This window comes from Streptomyces sp. NPDC051822 (assembly GCF_044452745.1).
Lineage (GTDB): Bacteria > Actinomycetota > Actinomycetes > Streptomycetales > Streptomycetaceae > Streptomyces.
This window is the reverse complement of record NZ_JBITBZ010000007.1, coordinates 203,434-223,712: the sequence shown is the minus strand read 5'-3', so window position 1 is coordinate 223,712 and position 20,279 is coordinate 203,434. Positions and strand designations below refer to the sequence as shown.

Annotated in this window: 14 protein-coding genes; 8 read left to right on the top strand and 6 right to left on the bottom strand. The window is 73.4% G+C overall.

What is annotated here, in order from left to right; all coding sequences use genetic code 11:
• Positions 1-340: 340 nt before the first annotated feature.
• The 6 genes from ACIA8N_RS22635 to ACIA8N_RS22610 all read left to right on the top strand — a co-directional run bounded on the left by ACIA8N_RS22635 (position 341) and on the right by ACIA8N_RS22610 (position 7,226).
• A complete protein-coding gene (locus tag ACIA8N_RS22635) occupies positions 341-1,426 on the top strand; it encodes a radical SAM protein (protein WP_365778980.1) in 1,086 nt (361 codons plus the stop codon).
• Positions 1,423-2,088: an iron-containing redox enzyme family protein gene (locus ACIA8N_RS22630; protein ID WP_365778978.1), complete on the top strand. Its 666-nt coding sequence runs from the start codon at positions 1,423-1,425 to the stop codon at positions 2,086-2,088. Before ACIA8N_RS22635 ends, ACIA8N_RS22630 begins: the two co-directional genes overlap by 4 nt.
• Positions 2,085-2,345 carry an aroma-sacti cluster domain-containing protein gene (locus ACIA8N_RS22625; protein WP_365778976.1) on the top strand — a complete coding sequence of 87 codons (261 nt, stop codon included), beginning with the start codon at positions 2,085-2,087 and terminating at the stop codon, positions 2,343-2,345. Before ACIA8N_RS22630 ends, ACIA8N_RS22625 begins: the two co-directional genes overlap by 4 nt.
• Before the next feature lie 127 nt (positions 2,346-2,472).
• Positions 2,473-5,787 (top strand): adenylate/guanylate cyclase domain-containing protein, encoded by a 3,315-nt coding sequence (locus ACIA8N_RS22620; RefSeq protein ID WP_365778974.1) that lies wholly within the window; start codon positions 2,473-2,475, stop codon positions 5,785-5,787.
• Positions 5,784-6,617 carry a S8 family serine peptidase gene (locus ACIA8N_RS22615; RefSeq protein ID WP_365778972.1) on the top strand — a complete coding sequence of 278 codons (834 nt, stop codon included), beginning with the start codon at positions 5,784-5,786 and terminating at the stop codon, positions 6,615-6,617. Before ACIA8N_RS22620 ends, ACIA8N_RS22615 begins: the two co-directional genes overlap by 4 nt.
• Before the next feature lie 24 nt (positions 6,618-6,641).
• On the top strand, positions 6,642-7,226 hold the full coding sequence (locus ACIA8N_RS22610; RefSeq protein WP_365778970.1) for a GAF domain-containing protein: 585 nt from the start codon (positions 6,642-6,644) through the stop codon (positions 7,224-7,226).
• Between the two features lie 15 nt (positions 7,227-7,241).
• Here ACIA8N_RS22610 and ACIA8N_RS22605 read toward each other — a convergent pair whose 3' ends face one another.
• The 4 genes from ACIA8N_RS22605 to ACIA8N_RS22590 form a co-directional block, all read right to left on the bottom strand.
• On the bottom strand, positions 7,242-9,086 hold the full coding sequence (locus ACIA8N_RS22605) for a SpoIIE family protein phosphatase (RefSeq protein ID WP_365778968.1): 1,845 nt from the start codon (positions 9,084-9,086) through the stop codon (positions 7,242-7,244).
• A 166-nt stretch (positions 9,087-9,252) separates the two neighbouring features.
• Positions 9,253-11,058 carry a hypothetical protein gene (locus ACIA8N_RS22600; protein ID WP_365778966.1) on the bottom strand — a complete coding sequence of 602 codons (1,806 nt, stop codon included), beginning with the start codon at positions 11,056-11,058 and terminating at the stop codon, positions 9,253-9,255.
• The gene (locus ACIA8N_RS22595; RefSeq protein ID WP_365778964.1) at positions 11,055-12,116 is read right to left on the bottom strand and encodes a MoxR family ATPase; all 1,062 of its coding nucleotides are present in this window, start codon (positions 12,114-12,116) and stop codon (positions 11,055-11,057) included. Before ACIA8N_RS22595 ends, ACIA8N_RS22600 begins: the two co-directional genes overlap by 4 nt.
• Before the next feature lie 226 nt (positions 12,117-12,342).
• On the bottom strand, positions 12,343-13,917 hold the full coding sequence (locus ACIA8N_RS22590; protein ID WP_365778962.1) for a carbohydrate-binding protein: 1,575 nt from the start codon (positions 13,915-13,917) through the stop codon (positions 12,343-12,345).
• Between the two features lie 278 nt (positions 13,918-14,195).
• On the opposite strand from ACIA8N_RS22590, the gene ACIA8N_RS22585 reads away from it, so the two are divergent.
• Both ACIA8N_RS22585 and ACIA8N_RS22580 read left to right on the top strand, forming a co-directional pair.
• Positions 14,196-15,137, top strand: a complete 942-nt coding sequence (locus ACIA8N_RS22585) for a PRC and DUF2382 domain-containing protein (RefSeq protein ID WP_365778960.1) — start codon at positions 14,196-14,198, stop codon at positions 15,135-15,137.
• A 216-nt stretch (positions 15,138-15,353) separates the two neighbouring features.
• Entirely contained in the window at positions 15,354-16,586 is a 1,233-nt protein-coding gene (locus tag ACIA8N_RS22580) for a serine hydrolase domain-containing protein (RefSeq protein WP_365778957.1), read from the top strand.
• Between the two features lie 59 nt (positions 16,587-16,645).
• On the opposite strand, the gene ACIA8N_RS22575 is transcribed toward ACIA8N_RS22580, so the two are convergent.
• Positions 16,646-18,040, bottom strand: a complete 1,395-nt coding sequence (locus ACIA8N_RS22575; RefSeq protein WP_365778955.1) for a M1 family metallopeptidase — start codon at positions 18,038-18,040, stop codon at positions 16,646-16,648.
• A gap of 56 nt (positions 18,041-18,096) precedes the next feature.
• Positions 18,097-20,103: an ABC transporter ATP-binding protein gene (locus ACIA8N_RS22570; RefSeq protein WP_365778953.1), complete on the bottom strand. Its 2,007-nt coding sequence runs from the start codon at positions 20,101-20,103 to the stop codon at positions 18,097-18,099.
• Between the last annotated feature and the right edge of the window lie 176 nt (positions 20,104-20,279).

The following is a 20,279-nucleotide window of genomic DNA, read 5'->3' as shown; positions in this document are numbered from 1 at the left end:
CGGCTTCGGGTTCGTGTTCTCGGGCATGTTCGTCCTCCTCTGTCGGCGGCGTCGCTGCGCCGGCTGGGAATGAACGTACGGACGCCCGGTATGGGAACGCCTGATCGATGGTTCGACGCCGGTAAACGGCGACCCCAGGGACGCGGAACGACCACGGAACCCATGCCGCGCGCCCCACCACGCGCCCCCGCCCGCCCCTCGTACCGGCGCCCACACCGCCCGGACCAGGGATTCAACCGATAACCAGGCGTTCCCGAACCGGAAGTCTGCCGCCCGGGTCGACGATCCGTGCGACGCACCGCGCGGCGTACGAGCGGCGTAGGAGCACGAAGGAGGAGCCATGGATCTGGCGGAGCTCATCGGCCTGCGGCCGGTGCCCTGCGGCGGCCTCCTGATGACGCTCACCCGTCGCTGCCCCCTCAGCTGCGCGCACTGCTCCACCGACTCCTCCATGGCGGCGTACGAACGGCCCGACCCGGAGCATCTGCTGCGTTTCGTCGGCTCGTTCGGGACGGAGGACCGCCCGGAGGTCGTCATGCTCACCGGCGGCGAACCGCTGCTGCTGCCTGAGCTGGTCGTCCGCCTGGCCGGACGCGCGCGTGAGGCGGGTTCCCGGGTGGCGCTGCTCAGCGGGATGTTCTTCGCCCGCGACGAGCGCGTCCCCGACCGGATCATGCGGGCCGTCACGGCCCTCGACCACTTCTCGGCGAGCCTCGACGTCCACCACGAGCGCGAGGTCCCCCGCGCGGCGGTGCTGCGTACCCTCCGGACCGTGCTCGACGCCGGCGTTCCCGCCAGCATCCACCTCACCGGCACGGGCCCCGACGACCCGTACCTGGCGGACGCGGTCGCGGACGTCCGCCGCGCCTTCGCCGGGGAGGTACCCATGCTGGTCAACGAGGTCCGGCCGCTCGGCCGCGCCGTGGGCCTCGTCAGGCCGACACCGCCCGGACCCGACGGCGACGTGGCGACGCCGTGCGCCCTCGCCGCCTGGCCGGTGGTCGCCTTCGACGGGACCGTGGCCGCCTGCTGCAACCAGTGGACGGTGGACCGCCGGCCCGTTCCCCCGCACCTGCGGCTCGGACACATCGCCGACGACGACTGGCCGGCCGTCCGCGAGCGTTCCCTCGGCTCCCCGGTCCTGCGGATGCTGCGCGCCGTCGGCCCCCGGCGGCTGCACGCCCGCCACGGGACCGCGCCCGCCCCGGCCGGCTACTGCGGCAGCTGTCACGCGCTCGCCGACCGCCCGGAGGTCCTCGCCGGCGCGGCCCGCGACGCCTCGGGCCGGGTCGGCGAACTCCTCGACCGGCTCGGCGCCGAGCAGCAGCGCGCCGCGGGACCCGCCGCCCTGGTACGCCGTCTGGGCTGCGCCTCCTACGCGCACCTGGTCGAGTCGCCTTCCGCAGAGGAGCAGTGCCGCCGATGAACCCGCCCGCGTCCCTCGCGCTCAGGACCACGCTCACGCCCACCACCCCCGTTCTGCGGGCCGCCGTCGCGTCCCTCTGGCGACCGGACGGACTGCGGGGGAGGTATCCCCGCTACCTGGCGGCGATGCACACGCTCGTACGGGCATCGGTGCCGCTCCTCGAAAGGACCGCCGCCCGGTGCGCCGAGCTGGAGGGTCCTGCGGCGCGGCGCCTCGCGGCGTACTGCGTCGGTCACGCCGAGGAGGAGCGCGGCCACGACCTCTGGCTGCTCGACGACCTGGCCGCCGCCGGTGCCCGGCCGGACGCGGTGCCGCACCCCGTCGCCGTCGAACTCACGGGGGCGCAGTACTACCGGACCGAGCACGAGCACCCCGTCACGCTGCTCGGCTACATCGCCGTCCTGGAGGGCAACGCCCCCGGGCCTCGGCTCGCCGACCGCCTCGCGGCGGCCACCGGGCTTCCCGAGGACGCGTTCCGCACCCTCAGGGCGCACGCGGATCTCGACGGCGGCCACCTCGACGACCTCTATCGCGTGCTCGACGAACTCCCGCTGACCCCGGTCCTGCGGACCGCCGTCTCCGTCAGCGCGCTGCACACGACGAATCTGCTCGCCCGGCTCTTCCTCTCCCTCGCCGCCGCCGACCCCGGAGGACAACCGTGACCGACGACCCCGCTCCGTACGGCGCCCCCGCCCCCGGGGGCGACACCCCGTCCCCCGGTTCCGCGTCGGAGCCCACGCTCGACGCGCTCGTCGCCGCGGGCTTCGACGTGGACGCGCTCACCGAGGAGCAGCACGAGGTCCTGCGCACGCTGACCCCCGGGGAACTGGCCCTGCTCGTCGACATCAGGGGCCGCCTCGACGCGGCGGCCCCCGAGGTACAGGCCCATGCCGACGTGGCGGGCGGCGCCCTCTTCTGACCCCGGCCGCCCCACCGTCCCGCGCCCACCGGAGGAACCCATGACCTGCGCCTCGTGCCGGAGCGCACTGCCGCCCGGCGCCCGGTTCTGCCCCTCCTGCGGCAGCCCGAGCGCCCCGGGGCCGGTCATGGCCAGACCGACCGGCCGCAAGGTGGTGACCGTCCTCTTCTGCGACCTGGTGGGCTCCACGGCCCTCTCGGGCGCGCTGGACGCGGAGACCCTGCGCTCGGTGACCCTCCGCTGGTTCGACCTGATGCGGCTGCGGATCGAGGAGCAGGGCGGCACCGTGGAGAAGTTCATCGGGGACGCCGTCATGGCCGTCTTCGGCGTGCCCACCGTCCGGGAGGACGACGCCCGCCGGGCGCTCGCCGCCGCCCTCGCCATGCGGGAGGCCCTCGCCGGGCTCAACGCCCGCCTGGAGCAGGCCGTCGGCGTCCACCTGGAGATGCGCATCGGCGTCAACACCGGCCAGGCGGTCACCGGCTCGGCCAACGTGCGGCAGGCGATGGTCTCGGGCGAGGTCGTCAACGTCGCAGCGCGCCTCGAACAGAACGCCGCCGCCGGGGAGATCCTCATCGGCCCCGACACCCTCGCGGCCGCAGGTCCCGGCGTGCGGACCACGGAGACCGGCCCGCTGCTCCTGAAGGGCAAGAGCGACAGGGTCGCCGCCCATCGGCTGCTGGGCCTCGACGAGGAGGACGGTCCGGAGGCGCTCCGCCGCTTCGATCTGGGATTCGTCGGCCGTTCCCGCGAACTGGCCCTGATCGACCGGGTGTTGGAAGGCGTGGTACGCAGCCGTCGGGCCGGACGTCTGGTGGTCGGCGGAGAGGCGGGCCAGGGCAAGACCCGGCTCGTACGCGAATGGCTCCACCGGACGGTGGCCGCGCCCGCACCGGCGGAATCCGGGAGTGACTCCGTTCCCGTGGAATACGGGCGTGACCCCGCGATCTCGATCGCGGTCCCGGCCGCCCGCCCGCGGCACGGCGTGGGCCGCTGCAGGGCCCGTGGCGAGCAGCCCAGCCTCGGACCGCTCGCCGACGCCGTCGCGGACCTCCTCAGGACGGGCGGACCGGTCGCTCCCTCGCCCGAACTGGACCTGCTCCACCGGGGTCTGCTCCTCGACGGGACGCCCAATCCGTCACCGGCCGACACCTTCGCGGCGCTCGCCAAGGTCCTCGCCGAACTGTCCGGCGCGTGTCCCGTCGTGCTGGTCGTCGACGACTGCCAATGGGCCGCCCAGCCGTTCTTCGACGCCCTCGACCGGCTGATGCGCGCCCTCTCCGACGCGGCCGTCCTGGTCGTCCTCCTCGGCCGCCCCCAACTGTTCGACCTGCGCCCCGAACTGCTCGCGGACGCCGTGCCGCTCGGCGGGCTCACCGACGCCGAGGCACAACTCCTCGCGGCCGAACTCACCGGCGGCACGGCGGACGGCGGACCGCTCGGCCCCGCCGTACTGGCCCGGGTGGGCGGAAACCCGCTGCACCTGGAACAGCTGCTCGTCGCCGGGTACCCGGTGGACGCGGACAGCGTCCCGCTCCCGCTCCAGGCCCTGATCGGCGCCCGTATCGACGCCCTCGACCCGCCGGAACAGCTCGCCCTGGGACTGGCGTCCGTACTGGGCGGCGACTTCACCGCCGACGAACTCGCGGCGCTCGCCGGACCTCCGGGGGAGACGTGGCACGGGGCCGAGGTCCGGTCGACGCTGCGCCGGCTGGTCCGGCACCGTCTGCTCAGGCCGGACGGCGAGGCGTTCCGCTTCGCCGGAGGCCTGATCCAGGAGGTCGTCCACGCCAGCCAGTCCAAGCAGGACCGGGCCGACCGGCACGAACGCGCCGCCCGGCTCGACTCGGTCCGCGCCCGGGGCGGTGCGGCGGTCGGCGCCCACCTGGAACAGGCGTACCGCTACCGGGTCGAGCTGGGTGCCCAGGACCCGCACACCGACGGGCTGCGCCGACGGGCCGCCGACGCGCTCGCCGAGGCCGGTCGTCTCGCACTGGCCCACGCCGACCCCGTCTGGGCGGCGGACCTGCTGGCCCGGGCCACGGCCCGGTACGCGCCGGGCGAGCCGGGCAGCATGGCGGCCCGTCGGCGGCTCGGTCAGACGCTCCTCGACCTGGGGCGCGGCGAGGAAGGCAGGGCGCTGCTCGAAGAGGTCCTCGGGGAGGCCCCCTCGGACGCCGGGGGCGTCCTGGAGGCCGCACACGCCCGCCTGGCCCTGGCCTCGGTCGGCCGGACGGCGGGGACGGCGGGATACGGGTCGGCCGGCAAGGGAGCCTCCGGAGCAGCCGGACCCCTGCGAGCCCCCGGAGGCCCGCAGGCAGCCGGAGCGGCCCCGCGGGCGTCCGCCGCCGGAGCGGGGCTCCAGGGGGCCGACGAGACGCCTGCCGAGGCCGCCGGCGCGACCCTGCCGGTCTTCGCGGCGGCCGGGGACGACCTCGGCCAGGCCAGGGCCTGCCTGCGGCTCGCCCAGCGAGCCCAGGAACAGGGCCGGCACCGGGCGGCGGAGCGGCTGCTCGACCGCGCGCTCGACCACGCGGTCCGCGCGGACGCCGAGCCCGAGCGGGCCGCGGCCCTCGGCGCGATAGGGGTCTCACTATGGCGCGGCCCCCAGCCCGTCCCGGACGCCGTCGCCCGCTGTCGTGAACTCCTCGCCGACCAGGGCGCGGGCCGCCGGGCGGTCCGCCTGACGCTGAACTGCCCGCTGGCCGTGCTGCTCGCCCTCCACGACGACCGCGACGGTGCCCTGGCCTGCCTCGCGGAGGCGGAGCACCTCGCGAAGCGGCTCGGCTATGCCGAGGCCGACGCCTTCGTGCCGCTCTTCGCCGCGACAGTGGCCGACGTGGGCGGCCGTCACGAGGAGGCGCTCCTGAACCTGGACCTGGCCGCCGCCGCCGCGCGGAGACTCGGCGCCACGGCGCTGTTGCGCAGCGCCCGGCTGGACGCCGCCCGCATCCGGCTGGACCTCGGCGACGGGCGTACCGCCCACGACGTCCTCGCCGAACTGCACGGACCCGGAGGCGAACCGGTCCCACCGCGAGAGGCCCCTGACCTGCCGCACCCCGAACCGGCCCCTGCCCGCCCCGAACCGGCCCGCGCCGAATCCGCCGACCTCGACGGGCTGTGCGCGCGGCTGGCCGCGGCGCGGGGGCACGACACGGCCGCCACCCGGCTGGCCGCGCGGGCGCTCGGCACGGCCGCCCGCACCGACTCGCCGATCGTCCAGGGCCTCGCCGCCCTCGACGCTGCCCGCGCGGCTCTTCTGCTGGGTCACCCGGCCGAGGCGGCCGACGCGGCGGCGCGTGCCCGCCGCCACTTCGCGGCCAAGGGCCATCTGCCCGCCGTACGGCAGGCGGAGGCCACGGCCGCACAGTGCCGGCGCCCGCCGGGACAGGGACCCGCCGCCGGACGGGCAGCCGGAGCCGGAGAGGAGGCACCGCGATGACCACCGTGCGGCGACCCGCGCCCGGACTCACCTGGGGCCTGCGAGGGCGCGGCCCCGACGACGTACCCGTGGACGCGGACGGTCCGCCGTCGCCGCCCGAGGGGGGCCTTCTCGGCGGTACGGGACACGGCGTCCGGGTCTGCGTGGTCGACTCGGGCGTCGAACGCGACCACCCCATGGTCGGCCCGGTCGCCCGGTCGTGGCGCGTCGTCAAGGACGAGGACGGGGTGCGCGTGGAGGAGACGGAGGAGGGGGACGCCTGCGGTCACGGCACCGCCTGCGCGGGCATCATCCGCCGGACCGCGCCCGACTGCGAACTGTCCAGCGTCCGGGTCCTCGGCGAGCGGTTCTCCGGCAGCGGGGACGTCCTGCTCGAAGGGATCCGGTGGGCCGTCCGCCAGCGGTTCGACGTGATCAACCTGAGCCTGTCCACCAGCAGCGACCGCTTTGTGGAGCAGTTGCGCCGACTGGCCGACGAGGCCTACTTCCAGCAGACCGTGATCGTCGCCTCGGCCCACAACACGCACGTGGAGAGCTTCCCCTGGCGCTTCTCCTCGGTGATCTCGGTGGGCAGCCACCAGGAGGACGACCCGGACCTCCACCTGTACAACCCCGAGCCGCCGGTGGAGTTCTTCGCCCCCGGCCAGCGGGTCCGGGTCGCGTGGCTCGGCGGCACGTCGATCCGCAGCTCGGGCAACAGCTTCGCCACCCCGTTCATCGCGGGGCTGTGCGCCCGGATCCTGTCGAGCCACCCCCGGCTGACGCCGTTCCAGCTGAAGAACGCCCTGTACCTGTCCGCAGCCAACGTCCGTGTCCACGGAAGCCGGTAACGCCGGCGCCGGAAGGGAACCCTTATGGCTCAGCCGATCGCCCCCTTCGCGTCAGCGGCACCCCAGCCGGATCCGGCCATGGAGGAGCTCCTGCAGTCGGTGGTCGACACCGCGCGCGCCATCTTCGGCGCACAGGCGAGCTCCATCCTGCTCCTGGAGACCGAGAAGGACGAACTCGTCTTCGAGGCCGTCTCCGGGCAGGGACAGGACTTCCTGGTCGGCCGGCGGTTCCCGGCCGGCCGGGGCATCGCGGGCTGGGTCGCCGCCTCGGGGGAGCCGATGGTGGTGGACGACCTGCACGACAGCACGTCCTTCGACCGGGACATCGCCCGGTCCACCGGCTACGTGCCGGACGCGCTGATGGCCGCCCCCCTCGTCCACGGGGACCGGGTCCTCGGGGTCCTGGAGGTGCTGGACCCCTCCCCGCAGGCCAGGTCCAGTCTGACGGAGCTGGACCTGCTGTGCCTCTTCGCCCGCCAGGCCGCCGTCGCCCTGCACGTCCTCACCACCCGCACGCGGCGCGCGCCGGCCCCCGACACCCCCGCCGACCCCTCGCGCACGGAACTCCTCCGGCTCCTCTCCGAAGCCCGCCGCCTCCTCGGGGAGTGAGCGGCGGGCAGGGGTTCAGGTCGGCAGGTTCTGTTCCGCCCAGACCACCTTGCCGGTCACCGTGCGGCAGGAGCCCCATCTGCGGCACAGCATGTTGATGAGCTGGAGCCCGCGACCGCCCTCGTCGCTGAGGTCCGCGTGCTGGATCTGGGGCAGGTCCGGGCCCGTGTCCGAGACCTCCACGACGAGGCGCTCGCCGCGCAGCAGCCGGAGCTCGCCGGGACCGTTTCCGTAGCGCAGGGCGTTGCCGACGAGTTCCGATACGACGAGTTCGCACACGTCGGCGAGCTCGGCCAGATCCCACGCGGCGAGCTGCTCCGTGACCAGGCCACGGGCGACGGACGCGGCGCGCCCCTCCTGCGGCAGCTGCCACACCCGGAGGTCGGCCGGCGTGCCGGAGGCGGTCGTCGCGGTGAGGAGCACCGCCTCGTCGAAGCGGGCGGCGCCTGCCGGGGCGCGGTCGACCAGGCCGCCCCCTTCGAGGGTCCCCGGCCCCAGATCGCGCGCCGCCGTGCGCAGCAGGTCCAGCTGGTGGTCCAGGTCCGCGTGCCGCGACTTGATGAGGCCGTCCGTGTACATGACCAGGTGGCCGCCCGTGGGAACCCTGAGCCGGACCGGGTCGTACGGGATGACTCCCGCGCCGAGCGGCGCGCCGGTCGGTACGTCCACGAAGTCGGCGGAGCCCCGCCCGTCGAGCAGGAGCGGGGGCAGGTGCCCGGCGCTGGCCAGCGTGTACGTGGAGTCGACCGGGTCGTAGACGGCGCAGAGGCAGGTCGCGACCTGTTCGTCCTCCAGGTCGCGGGTGGCCAGGTCGAGCCGGGCGAGCACCCGCTCGGGGGCCATGTCGAGGGTCATCAGGGTACGGGCGACCGCGCGCAGGCGCCCCATGGTCGCGGCGGCGGGCAGACCGTGCCCCATCACGTCGCCCACCATCAGGGCCGTACGACCGCTGGGCAGGGCCATGACGTCGTACCAGTCGCCGCCCACGCCGTGGTGGGCGGTGGCGGGCGCGTACTCGGGGTGCACGCTCAGCCCGGGCGTCACCGGGGTGGCGCGCGGCAGCAGACTGCGCTGCAACGAGACCACGTGCGCGCGCTCGCGCCCGTACAGCCGGGCGTTGTCGAGGAAGACGGCGGCCTGAGAGGCCAGCTGTTCCGCGAGCGCGAGGTCGGTGGAGGAGAACGGCGGGCTTCCCGCACCACGGACGAAGTCGGCGCTGCCGAGCAGCAGCCCGCGGGCGATCAGCGGCACCGCGAGGTAGCTGTGCACCCCGGCGGCCCGCATCTTCGCCGCGGCGCTCTCCGTAGGCGCCACCTTGATGAAGTCGTCGTCGTGGATCCTGCTGACCAGGACCGGCCTGCCCTGCCGGAGGCAGTACTGGTGGAGGAGCGTCTCGTGCTGCTGCTCGCCGCGGACGAACGTCTCGCCCAGTGGGGTGGGCTCCAGGGAGGACAGCGACTCGACGGCGCTCAGCGCGGCCGCCCGCATCGGGGGGACGCCCGTGCCGGTCCAGCGGGCGCCCTCCTCGCCCCGCAGGACGCTCTCCAGGATGTCCACGGCGGCTCCGTCGGCGAAGCCGGGCACGGTGAACTCGGCCAGCTCCTGAGCGGTGCGTTCCAGGTCCAGGCTCGTGCCGATCCTGGAGCCGGCGGAACTCAGCCAGGCGAGCCGGCCCCGGGCGGAGAGCCGGTCGAGGAGGACCCCGCCGGTACTCCGCCCGAGCCGGCCGCGGTTTCCGGCCGACCGTTGCGCCGCGACGCTCCGGCCGGCGGAGGCCCGGCTGGTCAGACGCCGCCTCCGGCTGCCGCCGTTCACTCTTTCGGCCTCCAGACAGGAACTCGACGCTTTGGTGGACAGCATGCACCGGAAGCGGCCGCAGCGCACGGGGCATGCGGAAGACGAGCCGCCGCTCGCGCGCCTCCAGGGGGGCCGGATCCCCGTCGGCAGTGCCGCGGAACGCCCGGGACAGCAGGCCCGCAGGCCACGGCGTCACGGTGAGTAGCAGGGTGGGTGCGCAGACGAGGTCTCAACGGAGGCGGAACACCGGGCCGCGGGGCGTGAACGGCAGTGATGCGCCCTCCGGGATGAGGTAAGCGTGCTCGGGCCGTACGCGGAGCGTGTCGCAGGCGCCGTCCGTGATGATCAGCACCGGCGCCGTCGCCGGGAAGTCGTCCGCACGGCGCAGCAGGTCCAGGCCCGGCTGGAGGACCGTACCGCCACGGCCGTGCACCCGGACCCTCCCGGCGATCTCCGTCGGCGGAAGGTAGCCGGCGTCGTACGCGGCGGCGTCGCAGAACACCACCCGCGCGGCCGGGACGTCGCGGGCCTCGGCGTACGAGGCGATGGCGCCGAGCGCCTTGCCGAGCAGCGCCGCGTTCATGGAGCCCGAGGTGTCCAGGACGACGCCGAAGGTGCACCGGGCGACCTCCTGGGGCGGGAAGTACCGTCCGGCGCGCGGGATGTCGGGGGTGGACGCCTGGCGGCGGGCCGGGCGTGCGTAGCTCCGCACCGGCTCGGGGCGGGGCACGAACTCGTCGAACCAGCGGGCCAGCCGGGCGTCCCAGGGCACCGGCGGGTGGGCGAGCGCCCTGATCTCCTGGACGAGCCCGGCGGGCAGCAGCCCGCGCTCGCCGCTGACATGCAGGTCGAGACCCTGCGCCAGGCCACGCCGGTAGAACTCGTCGAGGTCGACCGGGTCACGCGGGACGCCGCCGAGCGGCTCGCCGAGGATGTCGCCGGTCCCCTTGCCCCTCAGGGTGGCCAGGCGCCGCATGCGGCGGGCGTCGGTGGCGATCCGGTCGTACACCTCCTCCGTCGACAGACCCGTCAGCCCGGGGTCGTACAGGAGCCCTTCGGGCATGGTGCCCACCCGCATCTCGACCAGCCAGCCGTTGACGACGTAGTCGGCGGCGACGTTGAAGAGGTACGGGTCGCGGGCGCCCCGCCGGTCGCCGTGGCGCAGTGCGGCGTGCAGCATCTCGTGGGCGAGGACGAACCGCCATTCCTCGTCCTCGTAGCGGCGCAGCGGGTTGAGGTAGATCTCGCCGAGCGTCGCGTCGACGGCGGCGACGGATATGCCGTGCGCACGGGCGAGTTCCGCGTCGGCGACGAGCTTCAGACCGGCCGCGATGCCGCCGAGCAGGGGGTACGAGGAGACGAACCAGCTCAGTGCCCGGTCCCAGGGCTGCCGGGGGCGCCGTTCACCGGTGAGGGTCTCGCGCCGGCCGCCCGCGACGTCCATGGCGGCGGACATGGTGCGCGTCAGCGCGTGCGCGAAGGCGAGCTGCCAGTCGGGCGGGGTGTGCCAGGTCGACCACGGCACGAGGATCTGGTCGGGGGCGTCGCCTCCCGTGCCGAGGTGCTCGTACGCGGGCGGGATGCCGTCCCGGCGCCAGCGGCCGGCGAGCTGCTCCTCGTCGCCGTCGGGGTAGGAGACGGGCAGGCCGTCCGGGGCGCGGCCCACGGGGAACGTGAGCAGGAAGCGGTCGACGACGGTGCAGCGGGCGGCGAGGTCGAACCGGTCGGGCTGCGGTCGGGTCTCCTTGTGGGCCGGGACGTGGCCGAAGCCGAGGTGGATCAGGCAGTGGGCGAGTGCCCGGGCCCAGTCGGCGGGCTCGGCGCGGCGGTCGGGGTGGACGTGGACCTTGCCGTCGGAGTCGACGACGGCCAGGCCGTGGCGCGGGTTGCGTGCGCAGTCGCGGGTACGGCAGATGTCGGCGTCGAGCGCGGCGAGGGCCGGATTGCGCTGGACGATGGCCAGTCCGGCGAGGAACGCCTCGGTGGCCGCGTCGGCGCCCGCCGCCTTCCCGCGACGCGACGACGCGGCGCTCACCGGCGGGCCTCCACGAGGCGCGGCATGTCGCGGGCGGCCTCGAGGAGGAACCAGGCGGGCAGCACGGGCTGACCGTCCTCGTCGTCGCGGATGACGGTCTGGGCGACCTCGACGGAGATCTCCGCGAGCTGCACGAGCAGGGACTTGGCGCGGTGGGCGGTCTGCCGCAGGGCGGGCGAGATCTGGTCCTTGCCGACGGGGAGTTCCTTGACGAGCCGGCCCCGGAAGGCGTCGGCGAGGTAGTAGAGCAGATCGCGGTCCTCGACGCGGCGGGGCCAGGACGCGTCGCCCTTGATGATGGCGTCGAGTCCGTACGCGTGCCGCACGATCTTGGCGTATCCGCAGAAGGAGACGGCGTGCCGCGGGGTGAGGGTGCCGTGCGCGACGATCTTGAGCGTCTCCTCGTCGAGCGTCGCCCCGAAGGAGTGCAGAGCGTCGGAGAGCATGTGCCAGGAGCGCGGCGTCGAGAACGGCTCCTCGGTCTTGGGCGGCTGGGACCACAGGTGGTCGGGCCGGTCGGTGACGTAGTCGACGACCCACGGGTGGATGCCGTTCTCGCCCGCCCACACGAGCCAGTCCGTGGTGGAGGCGCGCAGATGGACATGGGTGAGCCGGTTGACCAGTGCGGAGGCGATGGGGCGGGCGAGCGCGTTGTCGGTGGCCCGGTTGCCCGCACCGATGACGATGGAGCCGGCGGGCAGCTCGTACGACCCGATGCGGCGGTCGAGGATAAGCGAGTAGAAGGCCTTCTGCACGTCGGCGGTCGCCGCGTTGAGTTCGTCGAGGAAGAGGCAGTACGGCTCGTCGCGGGCGATGGCCTCCGGCGGGCAGAACACGGACCTGCCGTCACGGATCTGCGGCACGCCGATGAGGTCCTCGGGCGCGAGCTGGGTGCCGAGCAGACTGACGCACTCCAGGCCGAGGGACTCGGCGAAGTTCCGTACGAGGGACGACTTGCCGATCCCGGGCGCGCCCCACAGGAACACGGGCCGGACGGTGGCGAGACCGAGCAGCAGCTCGGGGACGCGGGACGGCGTGACGGTGACGGCTGCCTGCAAGCGGAGAACTCCTGAGAACGGGCGACGCACCGGGACGGCACGCCCCGGCTGTTCGACGTGCTCGAACAGTGTGGAGGGGGCGGACGGGACGGCGCAGCCCAATTAACCGCCGCGGGGCGACCGGTGCCGGTCCGGTCCCGCACGGTCCGGTCCGGCACGGCGTCGTCGGCCCCGGGGACGCTCCCCGAGGCCGACGCGGTGGTTCAGCCCGTGTGGCTCCGGGTGCCTACCAGGTGACCGTCCGGCCGCCGAAGGCCGTGACGAGGCGGCCGTCCGAGGCGTAGGACCAGCTCAGGGCTCCGGCGTACGAGGAGCAGCGGGAGCCGTTCGAGCCGGACCAGAACTGGTTCGTGGCGTCGACGTCGCCGATGGTCCGGTCGTTGGTGCCGCTGGAGCTGCGGCAGGAGGTGTTGCTCCGGAACACCGAAGTGCCTGCGTCGAACGAGAAGTTGCGCTGCGCGTTGTCGATGCTGATGTTGTCGGAGATCGTCATCGAGCCCGGGTTGCTGTTGTACGTGAACCCGTGCTTGCCGTTGTGGAAGGCGATCGTACGCCGGACCGTGTGGTTGACCTTGATGTCCTCGCCGCCGAGCTTGAAGCCGTTGCGGTCGCCGGCGCCGGCCTGGGACCCGTCGCTGAGGGTGCCGTTGTCGTACGCGAGGGAGTCCTCGATGGTCACGGTCCCGATGGGGCCGGTGTCCGTCTTGGTGTAGAGGTCCCAGCCGTCGTCGATGTTGTGGTGGGCCACGGCGTAGCGGAAGACGTTCCCCGAGCCGACCGTGAGCTTCGCGGCGAAGCCGTCGGCGTCCTCACCGTCGGAGTCGGCGTTGTCGTGCGACTCGGCGCTCAGGACGAGGTTGTTGGAAGGCCACTGCTCGCGGGGCGTGGTGGAGGCCGCGCGGGAGAGCTGCAGCCCGGTGTCGCGGTTGAAGCGCGTCACGGTGCGCTCGATGATGTTGTTGCTTCCGCCGACGAAGATCCCGTTGTCGCCGGCGCGCTCGACGACGACCCCGTTGACGTGCCAGTACGAGCCGTTGAGGGCGAGGCCGCGGTTGGCCGGGTCCTCGACCATGGCCGAGAAGTTCAGGACCGGGGTCTCGCCGGGGTAGGCGGACAGCTTCTTCAGGGCCCCGGCCGTGCCGTTGTTGCCGGTGGGGACGGTGACCGTCGTGGAGTGGCGGTAGGTGCCGCCGCGGAGGTAGATCGTGCCGCCGGCCGCGACGCGGCCGATCGCCGAGGTGAGCGTCGTGGGGTCGGACTGGGTTCCGGAGGCGCTGTCCGTGCCGTTCGGCGCGACGTACAGCGCGCTGCTCGTCGGCGGGGGCGTGGTGCCGCCCGTCGTGACGTTCAGGGAGTCGACGTTGGGCAGGCCGGCGGAGGTGGTGGGGTTCAGCCGGATCGTGTTGCTGCCCGCGTTGAGCGCGACGGTCAGGGTCTTGGTGCTCCAGGTGGACCAGGCGCCCGTGGTCTCGAACGAGGGCGTCTGCACGGTGGATCCGTTGACGACGAGGCCGGCGGGCCGCGCGGCGGTGCCGCCGTTGGCGAACCGGACGGCGAGCGTCGCCGTACCGGCGGCGGAGGCGTTCACCGTGAACTGCGCGTAGGCCCCGGTGGCGTTGGTGGCGTTGCAGAAGCCGCTGCCGGTGTAGCCGGACCAGTCGGACTCGATGACGCCGCTGCAGACGGCGGGGGAGGACTCGGCCTCGTACAGCGTGGACGCGGCGTGGGCCGTGTTCACGGACAGGGCGACGAGCGTGCCTGCCAGCAGGCTCACGCAGGCTGTGGCGGATCGCAGGTGCATCTGGGGGCTCCGGGGTGAGGGGAAGACGGTCCTGGGACTGGACGAGAAAGCGCTTTCACCGGACGCTAGGGGTGTTGCCGTGGACGCGTCAATGGTTGTGTACTCGACTGATGTTCAGATATCTGAACGATTCGAGGGTGGGGGAACGGGGTACGCGGGGGCGGGTGTTGAGTGCTCAACCGGTCAGGAATCAAAGCAATTGGCGCCGTGTGCAGGCGTTTTCATCAACAGGGGGCGGAAAGTCGCGTGGTTACCGCGACAGAGACAGGAGGGCCATCATGATTGCCCAGGAACAGATCGCCGCGATCATGGACCACCCCGTCCATGACGCCCAGGGCAAGAAGATCGGCGACGCCAAGCACGTGTTCGTGGACGACGTCACCGGCCGTCCCGAATGGGTCACCGTCAAGACCGGGCTGTTCGGCACCAGTGAGTCGTTCGTGCCGATCAAGGACGCGTCCCTGGTCGACGACCACCTGGAGGTTCCGTACCCGAAGGACCGGATCAAGGACGCCCCGCACGTCGACGTGGACGGCGGGGGTCACCTGTCCACCCACGAGGAGCGGCGGCTGTATGAGCACTACGGCCTCGCCTGGGACGAGGCCTGGCTGCGGGCGAACCAGCCCGACGAAGGCGGCTGGGCCCACGGCACCGCCGCCGGGGACGGCGACGGCGAAGGCCGACGCGGACAGGGCCTGAGCGACACGAGTGGCATCGGCGCCGCCGGTGCGCAGCCCGGAGCCGGCATGGCGGACGAGGGTATGGGCATGTCGCACGGCGGGCTCGGTGAGTCGCGTACCGGCGACGACGCCATGACCCGCTCCGAGGAGCGGATGCACGTCGGCACGGAGCAGGTCGAGACCGGCCGTGTCCGGCTGCGCAAGTACGTCGTGACCGAAGACGTCCAGCAGACCGTCCCCGTCAGGCACGAGGAAGTCCGCGTGGAGCGCGAGCCCATCACGGAGGTGAACCGGGACCAGGCCCTGTCCGGACCCGAGATCTCCGAGGCCGAACACGAGGTCACCCTCCACGAGGAACGCCCCGTCGTCGAGACCAGGGCCGTACCCGTCGAGCGGGTCAGCCTGCGGACGGACGAGGTCACGGAGGAGGAGACCGTCGCCGGGCGGATCCGCAAGGAGCGGATCGACGTCGAGACGGAGGCGGTCGAGGGGGACGGTGACCTCACGGAGGGCCGGGGCGGCGAAGAGGGTCGCATCTGACCGCCCATCCGCCCCAGGGGGGGCCTCCCGGGTAGGCCCATTGCAACCCTGGCCCTGATGGCCCATTGCATTCAGTTCCATTCTCATTGCAACGATAGGTGTTATCTGCTCTTATCCGCAGTTCAGTTGACCTCATTCGTCGTTGACGGACCAGTGAACGCAATGTAGCGTCACTGGCGTTCAGCGGTTCTCGAACATCGACGAACGGGGAGACTCATGACGGGAAAGAGCAGCGGCGGCTTCTCCGGGGCGGGCCTGCGCAAGGTGCGCGACGTGCTGGAGCGGTACGTCGCGTCGGGGAAGATCCCGGGGGTCGTCGCACTGGTCGGCCGGGGCGACGAGACGCACGTCGAGGCGATAGGGACGATGCGTCATGACGGCGGTGCGCCGATGCGCCGCGACACCATCTTCCGGATGGCGTCGACCTCCAAGCCGGTCTCGGTCGCGGCGGCGATGATCCTCCTCGACGAGTGCAGGCTGCGGCTCGACGACACGGTGGACGCCTGGCTCCCCGAACTCGCCGACCGGCAGGTGCTGAAGCGGGTCGACGGGCCGCTGGACGACACCGTGCCGGCGCGGCGGCCGATCACCGTGCGGGACGTGCTGACCTCCACGTTCGGGCTCGGCATGGATATGACCGCGCTGGGCACCCCGATCATGAACGCGGTCTTCGAGCAGGGCCTCACCCCCAATCTCCCCACTCCGATGCCCGAGCCGGACGAGTGGATGCGCCGGCTCGGCGCGCTGCCGCTGATGCACCAGCCCGGCGAGCGCTGGCAGTACCACCTCAGCAACGACCTCATCGGTGTGCTCGTCGCCAGGGTCACGGGCCAGTCCTTCGAGACGTTCCTGCGGGAGCGCGTCTTCGAGCCGCTGGGCATGAAGGACACCGGATTCCACGTGCCCGCCGAGAAGATGGACCGGCTGCCGCCGCTCTACGCCCCCGACCCGCAGACCGGGGAGTTCCATGTGTGGGACGAGGCCGAGGGCGGCCGCCACAGCGCGCCTCCGGCGTTCCAGGGCGGCGGCGGAGGGCTGGTCTCCACCGTCGACGACTACCACGCCTACTTCCGGATGCTGCTGAACCACGGAACGCACGGCGACCAGCGGATCCTGTCCAGGCCCGCCGTCGAGCTCATGACCACCAACCGGCTCGCGCCCGAGCAGCAGGCCGCCCGGCACGCCATGGCCGTCGACAACGTCCACATCTCCTTCGGCCAGGGCCAGCACGGCGGTTGGGGCTTCGGGATGGCGGTCCGCACCTACCGCGGCGACTACGCGCCCCTCGGCCAGTTCGGCTGGGACGGCGGAAGCGGGACCTCCACCTACGCCGACCCCGAGAACCAGCTCACCGGCATCCTGCTCACCCAGGTCGGGACGTCCGTCCCCGACCCGGCGCGCCTCTTCCACGACTTCTGGACCACGGTCTACCAGTCGCTCGACGACTGACGACTGACGACTGACGACTGACGACTGACGACTGGCGCCGGGCAGCGGGCCCCGCGCGCTCAGAAGATCCTGTGCTCCGTCCAGAACGGGCCGAGGTCCTCCGTCGTCGCCGCCTGCGCCGCGCGCGCGAAGTCCGCGGTGGTGGCGACGCCCAGCCAGTGGCCGCGCACGTACCCCCGCAGCATGGCCCTCATCGCCGGGCCGCCCAGGACGCGTTCCAGGTCGTGCAGGGCGCAGGCGCCCCGCATGTAGACGACGCGGACGTACTCCGAACGGTGACCGTCCGCGTAGTAGGCCAGGGAGTGGGTCAGGGCCGCCGTGGCGCTGGGCCATTCCCCCTGGTCCTCCCAGCAGGTGGCGGTGGGCTCCCCGTAGTACAGCTGGTTCGCGTACTGGGCGAACGACTCGTCCAGCCAGGGCGAGGCGAACTGGTCGTTGCCCACGATGCCGTAGAACCACTGGTGGGCCACCTCGTGGACCACGGCCGACCCCTCCGCTTCGGTCCACAGCAGGACGAGGCCGGGGAACTCCATGCTGCCGAAGTCGTCGAGGGTGTCGCTCATGACGAGGTCGAGTTCGCCGTACGGGTATCGCCCGAACCGCTTCCCGAAGTCGTCGACCGAGCCGGCGGCGTCCTTCAGGGTGACGGCGACGGCCTCGGGGGACGTGGAGGCGGTCCAGTACGCGTTCAGCCGGATCCCGTCGGGCGTGGTCGCCGTCCGCGACCGGAACGGGCCCGCCGCCCACGCGAAGTCGCGCACCCCGCGGGCGACGCTGGTGCTCACCGTGCGGCCGGGCGCGCCCGCGCGCCGGGTGGTGACGCCCGTCGCGGGCACGACCAGCGCGTCCGGATGGTCGAGGACGACCCGGAAGTCACCGGCCAGGGTGTGGAAGCTCTCGCCGAAGCCCACGTCGGGGTCGAGGTGCGCGCCCTGCGCGTCGCGTACGGACAGCAGGGGCAGCGCGTTGCCGAGGTAGCGGTGCGCGCCGTCCCTGCCGAAGCGGTGGACGCGGTCGGGGACGGTGATCGCGAGGTCGAAGGAGACGCTCGCGCGCTCCCCGTGCGCCAGCGGCGCGGGCAGGTCGATCCGCAGCGCGGTGCAGCCGACGGTGAGCGCTCGCGCGGTGCCTCCGGTGACCCCGCTCACCCGGACCGGGGACGGGCTGTCCGGGGCGCCGCAGCCGTCGGTGCCGTTGCCCCACAGCCGTACGTCCACCGAACGCAGCGGAGTGCGGGTGGCGTTGCGGAAGGAGACCGTCTGGCGGCCGGTCCAGCGCGAGCCTTCGGCGTCGCCGCGCAGCGTCACGTCGTAGGAGGGGCGGTCCGGTGTCGCCGCCGCCCGTACGGGGGCGGCGGCGACGGCGGGGTCCTGCGCCGCGGCCGTCGGGGGGACGAGCAGCAGGACGGCTAGGAGGGAGAGCCACGTCGCACGCCAGTATCTGAGCGAGGTCACGACAAGCACGCTAGAGCGCCGGTGCGTCCGGACGGGCTCGTTCCGGGGCCCTCGCCTCAGGACCCGGTCCCCCTCTCCACGCTGTCGCGGGCCTGGTAGCCACCGGCCTGGAGCGTGAACATGTCCGCGTAGAGGCCGCCGAGGGCCATGAGTTCGGTGTGCGATCCCGACTCCACGATCCGGCCCCTGTCGAAGACGTAGACACGGTCGCAGTCGACGACGCTGGCGAGCCGGTGCGAGATGAGCACCGTGATCTGGTCCTCCCGCAGCCGGCCGCGGAGCACCGCCTCGTAGACGGCGTGCTCCGACGGCGGGTCCATGCTCGCGGTCGGCTCGTCGAGGAGGAGGAGCGAGGCGTTCTTGTAGAGGCCGCGGGCCACCGCGACCTTCGCCCACTGCCCGCCGGAGAGCTCCTGGCCGCCGCGGAAGCGCTTGGACAGCAGCGCCTCCCACTGCCCGGGGAGTCCGGCGAGGACCTGGTCGGCGCCGGCGGCCCGGACGGCCGCCATCGCCCGCTCCGGGTCGGCCTCCGTCAGGCTGCCGGTGGACACGGTCACGTTGGACAGGGCGCTGAACGGGAAACGGACGGGATCCTGGAGGACGCAGGCGACCTGTCGCTGCAGGGACCGGCTGTCCATGGTCCGGACGTCGACGCCGTCCCAGCACATCCGCCCTTCCTGCACGTCGTGCAGGCCGGCCAGGACCTTGGCGCAGGTGCTCTTGCCCCCGCCGTTGAGACCGACGAAGGCGACGGTCTCGCCCGCGGTGAGCGTCATCGACACCCCGTCGAGCGCGGGGGTGTCCTTCCCGGCGTAGGTGAAGGACACGTCCTCCAGGGTGACCGTCCTCACCCGCTCCGGGGCGTGCAGGTCCGAGGTCCGCTGCTGGAGGCCGCGGCAGCGCTGCTGCACGGCGAGGAGGTCGTCGACCCACATCGCGTGCTCGTACACGAGGTGCGCGGTCTCGACGAGCCGGGTGAGGGCCGCCTGTCCGGCCTGGATCGCGAGCACCGCCCCGGCCCCGGCGGCCAGCGGGAGCCAGCCCGCGATCAGCATGGCGCCCAGGGCGAAGTACGTGACGCCGGTGCCGATCCCGCCGATCCCGCGGCCCGCCAGGTTGAGCACGGCGGCCTGCACCCCGAGCCGGGTGTCCTCCTCGGAGATCCGGGTGATCAGACGCCGGTGCTCGTCCAGGAGCGCGGCCTGCGCGGTGTCGGAGCGGAGCTCGGCGGCGGCGTCCTGGTCGAGGAGCAGCCACGAGAAGACGCGGACGCGGCGCTGGAGCGCGTTCCACCGCTTGAAGGAGTGGAAGCGCGCCCGCGCGCTGCGGACGGCCGCCATGCCGACGGGCAGCACGGACAGGAGGAGCAGCGGCAGCAGAGCGGGGTGGAGGATGCCGAGGACGCCGACGGTGCCCGCGAGGCCGAGGGTGGAGGAGGCGAGGGAGACGACCTGTCCGACGATCTGCCGGGCGTAGAACAGCCCCCGGTCGTTGGCGCGGTAGACCTCGTCGTGCCAGTCGGCGTCCTCGACCGCCTCCAGCCTCACGTGCGCGGTGAGACGGAAGAACTCGGTCTCCAGGGCGGTGCGGATCTTGGGCGTCACCCGGGCCTGCGCCACCGCGACCGCCGCCTCCAGGAGGGCCCGTCCGGCGATGAACCCGACCACGAGCAGGATCTGCGGGACGGCGGCGCGCACCCGGTCCGGGGTCGGCCCCTGGGCGAACAGCTCCCGCAGCACCGCGACGGAGGCGATGAGACCGAACGCGCTCATGGCCGCCGATCCCAGCTGGCACGCGACGACGGCCGCCGTCGCCCGCCGGTCGGCGCGCCAGGCGAGCCGACCGATCCTCGCCGTGATCCGCGGCAGCCGCACCAGGACCTGCCGGACGGTCGCCCGCGCGGCGGCACCGTCATGGACGGACCAGTACGCCTCCTCCATCTCCTCGGTCATGTCCCCGTCCTGCGCACCGACGGGAAGGGTCCGGGGCGGCGGGGCGAGCGGGGCGGCCCGCGGGCCGGGAACGGTGCTTCCGGGAGCCGGGCCTTCGGCGTACTCGCTCATGCCGCCCACCCCCTGCCGAGGGCGGTGGACAGGGGTCGGCGCGGCTGCCGCCGTTCGAATCCGGAGACGTACGAGAAGGGAAGGGGCACGGGATGCACGGAGGCCTCCGAAGCAGCTCGATGGGTACGTGTGTGCTCTCAAACGGGCCTCGCCTTCACCCGTTACGGGGCGTCGGG